Annotated in this window: 9 protein-coding genes; all 9 read right to left on the bottom strand. The window is 62.0% G+C overall.

Features of this window, described 5'->3' with window-relative positions; genetic code table 11:
• On the bottom strand, nt 1-1,215 hold a 1,215-nt coding region (locus AB4Z11_RS14540; protein ID WP_442025958.1), incomplete at its 3' end, for a sigma-54-dependent transcriptional regulator.
• Between the two features lie 10 nt (nt 1,216-1,225).
• Nucleotides 1,226-2,905, bottom strand: a complete 1,680-nt coding sequence (locus tag AB4Z11_RS14535) for a sensor histidine kinase (RefSeq protein WP_442025957.1) — start codon at nt 2,903-2,905, stop codon at nt 1,226-1,228.
• A gap of 1 nt (nt 2,906) precedes the next feature.
• Nucleotides 2,907-3,155, bottom strand: a complete 249-nt coding sequence (locus AB4Z11_RS14530; RefSeq protein ID WP_442025956.1) for a PP0621 family protein — start codon at nt 3,153-3,155, stop codon at nt 2,907-2,909.
• Nucleotides 3,152-3,955: a cytochrome C assembly family protein gene (locus tag AB4Z11_RS14525; RefSeq protein ID WP_442025955.1), complete on the bottom strand. Its 804-nt coding sequence runs from the start codon at nt 3,953-3,955 to the stop codon at nt 3,152-3,154. Before AB4Z11_RS14525 ends, AB4Z11_RS14530 begins: the two co-directional genes overlap by 4 nt.
• A gap of 31 nt (nt 3,956-3,986) precedes the next feature.
• A complete protein-coding gene (locus AB4Z11_RS14520) occupies nt 3,987-4,775 on the bottom strand; it encodes an ABC transporter ATP-binding protein (protein WP_442025954.1) in 789 nt (262 codons plus the stop codon).
• A gap of 3 nt (nt 4,776-4,778) precedes the next feature.
• Nucleotides 4,779-5,594 (bottom strand): ABC transporter permease, encoded by an 816-nt coding sequence (locus tag AB4Z11_RS14515; RefSeq protein ID WP_442025959.1) that lies wholly within the window; start codon nt 5,592-5,594, stop codon nt 4,779-4,781.
• Between the two features lie 9 nt (nt 5,595-5,603).
• The gene (locus AB4Z11_RS14510; RefSeq protein ID WP_442025953.1) at nt 5,604-6,578 is read right to left on the bottom strand and encodes an ABC transporter substrate-binding protein; all 975 of its coding nucleotides are present in this window, start codon (nt 6,576-6,578) and stop codon (nt 5,604-5,606) included.
• An 887-nt stretch (nt 6,579-7,465) separates the two neighbouring features.
• Entirely contained in the window at nt 7,466-8,452 is a 987-nt protein-coding gene (locus AB4Z11_RS14505; protein WP_442025952.1) for a M48 family metallopeptidase, read from the bottom strand.
• Nucleotides 8,452-8,638, bottom strand: a 187-nt coding sequence (locus AB4Z11_RS14500) for a DUF898 family protein (RefSeq protein WP_442025951.1), incomplete at its 5' end; no start/stop codon positions are given. The genes AB4Z11_RS14505 and AB4Z11_RS14500, both read right to left, overlap by 1 nt.

The following is an 8,638-nucleotide window of genomic DNA, read 5'->3' as shown; positions in this document are numbered from 1 at the left end:
CGGCACCGGTATGGCGGCCGGCTGCGGCGCCGCGACGGGCTGCGGCGCGGCGGCCAGGCCGGCCGTGCTTCCGCCCTTGAGCGCCAGATCCTCCACCGCAATCACGCCATCATTGGAAAACGCCAGCGCGCGTTCCAGAATATTTTCCAGCTCGCGCACATTGCCGGGGAAGGCATAGGCGCGCAACGCGTCCAGCACGCCCGGTCCCATGGTGACCTTGTGTTCGAACGTGCCGAGGCGGCCGAGGATGGCCTGGGTCAGCTCTTCCAGGTCGTCGAGCCGCTCGCGCAGGGGCGCCAGGCGCAGCTCGATCACGTTCAGGCGGTAGAACAAGTCCTGCCGGAACAGGCCCTCCTCCACCAGCTTTTCCAGATTCTTGTGGGTGGCACTGATGATGCGCACATCGACCGGCTCCTCCGACGTCGCGCCGATCTTGCGCACGCGGCGCTCCTGGATGGCGCGCAGGAGCTTGACCTGCATGGCCAGCGGCAGGTCCGCCACCTCGTCCAGCATCAGGGTGCCGCCATTCGCGGCCTGGAAGAAGCCATCGCGCTCGTCCGCCGCGCCGGTGAAGGCGCCCTTGCGGTAGCCGAAGAATTCCGCCTCCATCAACGCTTCCGGGATCGCGCCGCAGTTCACGGCAATAAAAGGCTTGTCCGCGCGCGAACTCTGGGCGTGGATTTCGCGTGCCGCCAGCTCCTTGCCGCTACCCGACTCGCCGTTGATCGCGATCGGCGCCATCGAACGGGCCAGGCGGCCGATCTGTGCGCGCAGGGCCTGGATGGCGGCCGAGTTGCCGCGCAGGCGGCTGGCCGCTGGTTTGTGGTCCRCCGTCGCGGTATCCGGCTCGTTCAGCTTCAGCGCCGACTGCACCATCACGCGTAGCTGGTCCAGTTGCACCGGCTTGCTCACGTAATCGAAGGCGCCCGCTTTCAGCGCGACCACCGCGTTTTCCGCGCTGCCGAATGCCGTGACCACCGCGATCGGGATGTTCTTGCCGCTTGCCGTCACATCGCGCACCAGGTCCAGGCCAAGGCCATCGGGCAGACGCATATCGGTCAGGACGAGCGAATACTCGCGCTCCGCATACAGGCGGCGCGCTTCCGCCAGGGTTTCGGAGCTGTCCACGTCCAGCCCCATTTTCAGCAGCGTAATTTCCAGCAGTTCGCGCAGGTCGGCTTCGTCATCGACGACCAGGACACGTGGAGAACTCATGCAATTCTTTCTACTTGTTGGCTTGCGCGGCTGGCCGCGCGAAGGTAATCACGAAACGCCCGCTCGACTTGCGGACGCCGGCTGTCATGTCGGAATCGAAGCGGTACTCGTAGTCCAGCATGGCCTCGTTATTCAAGCACAATTCGCGCGCCAGATATAGTCCCAGGCCGGTGCCCTTGCTGGATGTGGTGTAAAACGGCTCGAACAGGTGAGCCCGCACCTCGGGCGAAATGCCGGGGCCGTCGTCCTGCACATGCAGCTCCAGCGGGCGCCCCTTGAAGTGAACGATGAACACCTTCATGCTGCCCGGCGTGCCGCTGGCATAGCGCACGGCATTGTTCAGAAGGTTGATCAGCACCTCGCGCAGGTGCAGCGGATCGAAACGCACGAACAGCTTGCGCATGCCGCCCAGGCAGACGATGCCGCTATCCAGCTTGTGGGTTTCGTCGAATTCGGCTTTCAGCTCGGACAGGAAATGGCTCAACTCCAGCGGATCGTGATGGACCTGGGCCTTGCGCGACAGCTGCAGGATATCCTCCACCATCCGGTTCACGCGCGCCACATTGTCGCTAACGATCTTCAGCAGGCGCTTGTGGACGGGCGCCTGCAAGTCCTCTTCCAGCAGCGAATTGGCGTGGCCGATGGCCGACAGCGGATTGCGCACCTCGTGCGCGATGCTGGCGGTCAGGCGTCCCATGGAAGCGAGTTTCAGCTGCTGGGCCTTTTCCTCGATCTCGGTCACATCTTCGAGGAAGATCACGTTGCGCTCAACGCCAAGGCCTGAGGTATCGGCGGCCGAGAAGCGCACTTTCAGGTGAGAGGCCACGTCGCGGCGCGCGCTCCAGGCAGCCGTCATTTCCTGCGCGATGGGCTCGTCGAATGGTTTGATGGTGACGAAGGCGAAGGCCTGTTCCGGATGTCCGCGCCAGTCCGCGTAAGCCTGCACGATGGGTTGCAGCGCCGGCGTATCGCTCAAGCGGCTGCCGTGCCGCACCGCCACGGTGCCCAGCATCTTCTGGACAGCGGGATTACTCATATGAATAGCGCCATCGCCGCCCACCACCAGAATCCCGTCGCCGGACTGCGACAGCACCAGGCGGTTGATGGCCTGCTGCACGCCGATCTCCACGCCGCGCTGCACGGCCAGTTCTTCCTGCCCGATCAGGCGGGCGGCCATGCGATTGATCACCGTCACCGCCGCGAAACCGGCCGCACCGTACAAGCCCGCCTGCACCAGTAGCACATGCTCGCCGTTTTGCAGCATGACCCGGTACATCGCCTCGGCCAACAGGAACAGGGTCGCAATCGAAGCAAAGAACAAGGCCACCAGCAGCGGCGCCAGAATCGCACAGCCGGCCAGCGGGAACAGATAGAGGATCGCCAGGGTGCTGCGCATGCCGCCATCGTCCAGGTACAGCAGCGAGATGACGCCGATATCGCAGGCCAGCTGGCAGACCAGCTGCAGCATGAAGCGCTGGCGCCAGTAACTGGCCGCAAGCACGAAGCCCAGCGCAGCCARCACATAAGCCGTACACAGCTCGACACGCTGCTGAGAGACTGTCGCTGCGCCCAGGCTCATATAAGCCAGCAGCACCAGCGCAATCACGGCGCGCGTGCCGTTCAGGGTCTGCAGCGAGCGCCAGAATGTCTCGCGGGATTCGGCCGACAGGGAATTCAGGCGCGCCAGCAACTTAGTTCGCGGCCAGTTGGGCGTGGGCCAGGCTGCAGAAATCCTGGCCTTTATACAGCACGTTTTCCGACGCGGGGTAATGCACGCCGCAATGGGCGCAGCGCAGCATGGCTTCGGCGTCAGCCTGGCGCGGCGGTGCGCTTGGCTGGCGCGGCGATGGCTGCTGATTGCCGCTCGCGTTGCGCAGCTTGGTGCGGATGGCGCCCATCACCAGAAATACCAGCGCCAGCCAGAACAGAATACGTGTCATGCAATACCTCGATGTAAAACCACTTCCAGTACAAAACGGCTGCCGACATAGGCCAGCAGCAGCGTCGCGAAGCCGGCCAGCGTAAAGGTCAGGGCCGTGCGGCCGCGCCAGCCGCGGAAGTGGCGGCCGGCCAGCAAGGACGCGAACAGCATCCAGGACAGCAGAGTAAAGACGGACTTATGATCCCACTTCAGCGCGCGTCCGAACAGCTCCTCGGAGAAGACGATGCCTGACAGGACAGTCAGGCTAAGCAGAGTGAAGCCGAAGGCGATCAGGCGGAACAGCAGCTTCTCCATGGTCAGCAGCGCCGGCAACTGATCCAGCGCGGTGGACAGGAAAGTCGTGCGGTCGCTGTTCGAATGCAGGCGGGACTCTTGCAGCGCCATCAGCACGGCATGGAAAGCAGCGATGGTCAGGGTGGCGTAGGCCAGCGTGGCAATGGCGATATGCCAGCCCAGCACCGCAGTGCGGCCATCTACAGGCAACAGATTGCCCGGGAAAATGGCCTGCAGCACGGTGGTCGCGGCGGCGACCGGCATCACGATGCGGCGCAATCCCTCCAGCGGATAATTCTGGTTCTCCAGCCAATACGCGGCCACTGAAATCCACAGGGCCGACGACAGCATGGCCGCAAAACCGATGCGCAGCGAACCCGGCACCATCACATTAATCCACAGCGCAGCGCCGTGCAGCAGCCAGGCGCCCGCGGTCAGCGCAGCGACAGGAACGGCCTTGCGGGATGGGAGGAAGGCACAAACAAGATAAAGCAGCGTTGCTGCGATCAGAAAGTAAGTCTGCATTCGCTTAGTTTAACACCCCAGCCACGACTGGCTAATCCACCGCCGCGAGCCGGAGCTCTTCATTGTGGTGGCGTTGTTGTTCTTCCATGACCAGTTGGCCGAGCTCGCGCTTCAAGGCGTTGAATTCGGGGGCGGATGGGTCGCGCTCGCGCGGCAACTCGACCAGCATGTCGCGCTTGACCGTGCCCGGACGGTAGGTCATCACAATGATCCGGTCGGCCAGGTAAATCGCTTCTTCAATACTGTGCGTGACGAAGATGATGGTTTTCTTAAGCTCCGACCAGATGCGCAGCAGCTCGTCCTGCAGATTGCGCCGGGTCAGCGCATCCAGCGCGCCGAAAGGCTCGTCCATCAGCATGATCGGCGAGTCCAGCGCCAGCACGCGCGCGATCGCCACGCGCTGCCGCATGCCGCCCGACAGGTCTTTCGGGAAGCGGCTGCGGAAATCTTGCAAGGACAGCATCTTCAACAGCTTGTCCACCGTCGCTGTGATCTCGGCCTTCGGCGTGCCCTTGATCTCCAGCCCGAAAGCGACGTTGTCCTCCACCGTCATCCAGGGGAACAGCGCGTATTCCTGGAACACCATGCCGCGCTCCGGCCCCGGCTCGGTCACCTGCGCGACGCCGGCAGTGATCGTGCCCTTCGACGGCAGCGCGAATCCGGCAATCGCGTTCAGCAAGGTCGACTTGCCGCAGCCCGATGGCCCCAGCAGGCAGACGAACTGCCCATGCGGGATTTCCAGAGTGATGTCCTTCAGCGCCACGACGCTTTCGCCGAACACCTTGCTGACATGATCAATCACGATATGYGCGTCGCTCATGGATTAGTTCTCCAGGCCGCGATGCCAGCGCAGCAGGTAGTTATTCAGACGGTTCACGCCCACATCGATCGCCAGGCCAATCAGCCCGATAGAGATCATGCCCGCGATGATCTTGTCCRACCAAAAATATTCGCGCGCCTCAAGGATGCGGAAGCCCAGCCCATTGTTCACCGCGATCATCTCCGACACGATCACCACGATGAAGGCCGTACCGATGCCGATCCGCACGCCCGACAAGATATAAGGCACAGCCGCCGGCAAAATCACCCGCAGGAACATGGTGCTTCCGGACGCGCCCAGGTTGCGCGCCGCGCGGATATAGATGCCGTCCACCTGGCGCACGCCCGCAATGGTATTCATCAGCACCGGGAAGAAGGCGCCCAGCGAAATCAGGAACACGGCCGGTGGATTGCCAAGCCCGAACCACAGAATCGACAGCGGAATATAGGCAATCGGCGGAATCGGCCGCAGCAGTTGCACCAACGGATTTAGCCAGTCGTACACGCGATCGCTGGCCCCCATCATCAGCCCTACCGGCAACGCCAGCCCGGCGCCGATCAGGAAGCCGACAATCACGCGATACAGACTACCGATGGCGTCATGAATCAGCTCACCCGAAAACGCCCAGGCCAGCCAGCTGCCTTCCGTGTGCGGCTGCGGCGGCAGCGCGTATTCGATCCACTTCTGCACCACGGCCAGCGGCGACGGCAGAATCTGTGGATTGACCCAGCCCTGCGAGGACACCAGCTGCCAAGCCGCGATCACCACCGCCGGCACAATCAGGCCGACGCCCAGTTGACGCCATCCCGCTATCGCCAYGATGCCTCCTTATTTGACGCCGAGGCTCTTCTTGGCCTGATCCAGCAGGTCGGTCTTGACCCAGTCCTTGGCCACTGGCGGCTTGCTCATCTTGCCTACGCCGGTCTTCACCATGACGTCGGTCGTGGTCTGGATATGCTCGGGCGTGATGTCGTAGGAATACGGCGAATTGCCGATCGCGTCCTGGAAATCGCCGCTGGTCAGCTGGCCCTTGAACACCACCTCGCGCACGAATTTCTCGGCGGTGGCGGGATTGTCAATGAAGGTCTTGGTGGCTTCGACGAAGCAGCGCATGAATTTCTCGGCCACGGGACGGCGCTCTTTATAGAACTTCTCCGTCATCACCATGGTCCGCACCGGCTCGCCGATCGGCGTGTCGTACGGCTTGACGATTTCGTTGCCGAATCCCTTATTGATCGCCTGGGACGATTGCGGTTCGGAGTTCATCATGGCATCGATGTTCTTGCCGATCATGGCCTGGTTCAGATCCGCATAGGCGAGAAAGACCAGTTGCACATCCTTGCCCGGCTGCTCGGAAACTGTCAGGCCGGCTTGCTGCAATTCGGCCAGCAGCAGCACTTCCTGGATACCGCCTCGCGTGACGCCAACCTTCTTGCCCTTCAAGTCCTTGACCGATTTCAGTTTGAGGTCCGCACGGCCCACCAGGCGCGCGCCGCCTTTCGCGAAGCCCGCCACTACATAGATCGGCGCGCCGCCGGCACGGCCGGAAATCGCCGCTTCGGATGCGGTCGCACCCACGTCCAGCTCACCGGCGATGATGGCCTGCATCACATCCAAACCTTTGGCGAAGACGTGCTCTTCCACCTTGATGCCGCACTTCGGTGCAATCTCCTTGATATACGACACCGCGCCGTAGTGCGCGAATTTCAGGTTGCCCAGCCGAACCACGTCCTGCGCCTGCGCGCTACCTGCTGCAACCAGCGCAGCCAGCGCCAGCGACTTCACGATGCTTTTCAGATTCATCCCTGGTCTCCTCTTAAATTGTTAGCCTGCTGACCGCGCGCCCATCATACGGTTTATTTTAGCTTTCATGCAATAAGTCCTTCGCACGTGAACAATGCGTGACGCAATGCGCGCCTCAATCAGGAAGACTAGGAATTTTTCGCCAATAAGCTTCTATGATTAGATGGTGCTATTTAGCATATGGCTTCACTTTGTCACATGCCGCTTGCGGCGGGGATGGCAACAATGAAGCACGTTTTCCCTACCTGACTGCTATTGCAGCCGATTTGGATGGGAACATTTAAGTAACCGATTACAAGGGAGGGAGTTCTTGCCATATCCGGGCGGGGCTCAGCTGCACGGCACATTGTTGCGCATCCCGCTTGCAAGCCAGGTTACGACCATCGGCTCGACCGACAATATTGGGACGCCTAATAACATAGTCGTCAATCAGCAAGGCATCTTTTATTGCCGGCGTTCAGAATGGGGAAACGTTGAGCCCTTCACTGGCTCAGCCGTTTATAAAGTCACACCTGATGGAAAGGTCCCCATAATCGCGGGCTGCCCACCACATGAACGACCAAGGCAACCGGTACATCATGGACGCCGATGGCAAAAAAACATCATGGGGAGAGCTACCGCTGCCAGCGTCACCACTACAATTACCGCCCCGCCGGCTGACATTGACGCTGCGCCGGACGGCAACACGCATGCCGTACGCGGTGTCAGAACTCCCATCTACGACTTCTATGGCCTCATTGGAAAATTGCTGACGACTCCAGCAAAGGCATGGAGAAACTGAGGCCCTTGCCGGGCACTCTGCGCATGCCACTCCAGGTCGTGCCGTATGGCCAATTCGCCATTGCCGTTATCTGAGGAGAAGGCTTGCTGGAGGTAGTGCTTCCGCATTAATTGTTCCTGCGAGCGTGCAGCCGGGCCAGGCGCTCGCTGCTGACGGGGTGGGTGGAGAGGTAGGAAACGGAATCCTTGTCCAGCTTTTCGAGCACGGTGAAAACCTGCTCCAGGCTGGACAGGGAAATGCCGTTGTCGACCAACATATCCGCCGCATAATCATCCGCTTCGGTTTCGGCATCGCGTGAATAGTGCAGGTCCAGCGCCAGCGCGGGCAGGCCGGAGACGACCGCGTTGACGTCGCCGAACAGCAGCGTGCTGGCGGCGGCCACGGCGGAACCCTGAATCAGGCGGCGCGTCATGTGGCGCCGGTGCAAATGGCCCAGTTCGTGGGCCAGCACCGCCATGACTGCGCCATCATCCGGCAGCAGCTCGACCAGTTCGTCCGTCATCACGATATCGCCTGAAGGCAGGGCAAACGCGTTCGGGCCGATATGGCTTTTGCGGAACAGCAGGCGATACGGCGGTGCGCCTTCGTGCGGCGCGTGCAGGCTGGCGAACGCGTTGGCGATGCGCAGCTGACGTTCCAGCGGCAGCCTGCTCGGCGCCAGTGCGCGGCGGTCGAACATTGCCAATACGCCCTGTCCCAGCTGATGTTCAACCGATGGCGGCAGCGCCTGTGCTACTTGGTCCGCCACGACCGGCAACACATAAAGATAAGCAAGCGCCAGGACGGCAACGATCGCGGCCATGCAGCCAACGACCACACGCCAGCTGCGCTGGGCGGTGACAACGACACTATCCTGATAGCCGGTCTGAGCCAGCAGCAGATTAAACGCGTTCAGATCTTCCGGTTCGAAGGTGGCGCCATCGGGAAAGGTGACCTTGCGCGCGGCATGGATGCTGCGCTCGGACACGCGCAGCGCATCCAGCGGGCAGGCGCGTTCCGCCTCCCCTTCCAGCACGGCGGTGCCGTCCTGCACCGACAACCGCACGCGGTGCGCGCGCGAAGTCCGGCCGTCGTAATAGCGTCCTGCCAGCATCACAGCGACAGGTCGAAGTCCATGAAGTCGGCCATGCCTTCGCCAGCCGCGCCGACATTCGCATGCTCGCCTGCCACGAAGTCGTCCAGACTACCGTTGACGTCCAGGTACATCGACTCCAGGCGATATTTCAGCGCGCGGACCTTGGCAAAAGGCGTGTACAGGCCAAGCGTAACGACTATGCCC

It is taken from the genome of Pseudoduganella sp. RAF53_2 (assembly GCF_052113985.1).
Classification (GTDB): domain Bacteria; phylum Pseudomonadota; class Gammaproteobacteria; order Burkholderiales; family Burkholderiaceae_D; genus Rugamonas.
The sequence above is the reverse complement of the archived record's forward strand: the minus strand, read 5'-3'. Positions and strand labels throughout refer to the sequence as shown.

Excerpts from the sequence above, each read along its gene's own strand:
- AB4Z11_RS14530 (WP_442025956.1), bottom strand. The coding sequence starts at position 3,155 with ATGACACGTATTCTGTTCTGGCTGGCGCTGGTATTTCTGGTGATGGGC.
- AB4Z11_RS14525 (WP_442025955.1), bottom strand. The coding sequence starts at position 3,955 with ATGCAGACTTACTTTCTGATCGCAGCAACGCTGCTTTATCTTGTTTGT.
- AB4Z11_RS14510 (WP_442025953.1), bottom strand. The coding sequence starts at position 6,578 with ATGAATCTGAAAAGCATCGTGAAGTCGCTGGCGCTGGCTGCGCTGGTT.
- AB4Z11_RS14505 (WP_442025952.1), bottom strand. The coding sequence starts at position 8,452 with ATGCTGGCAGGACGCTATTACGACGGCCGGACTTCGCGCGCGCACCGC.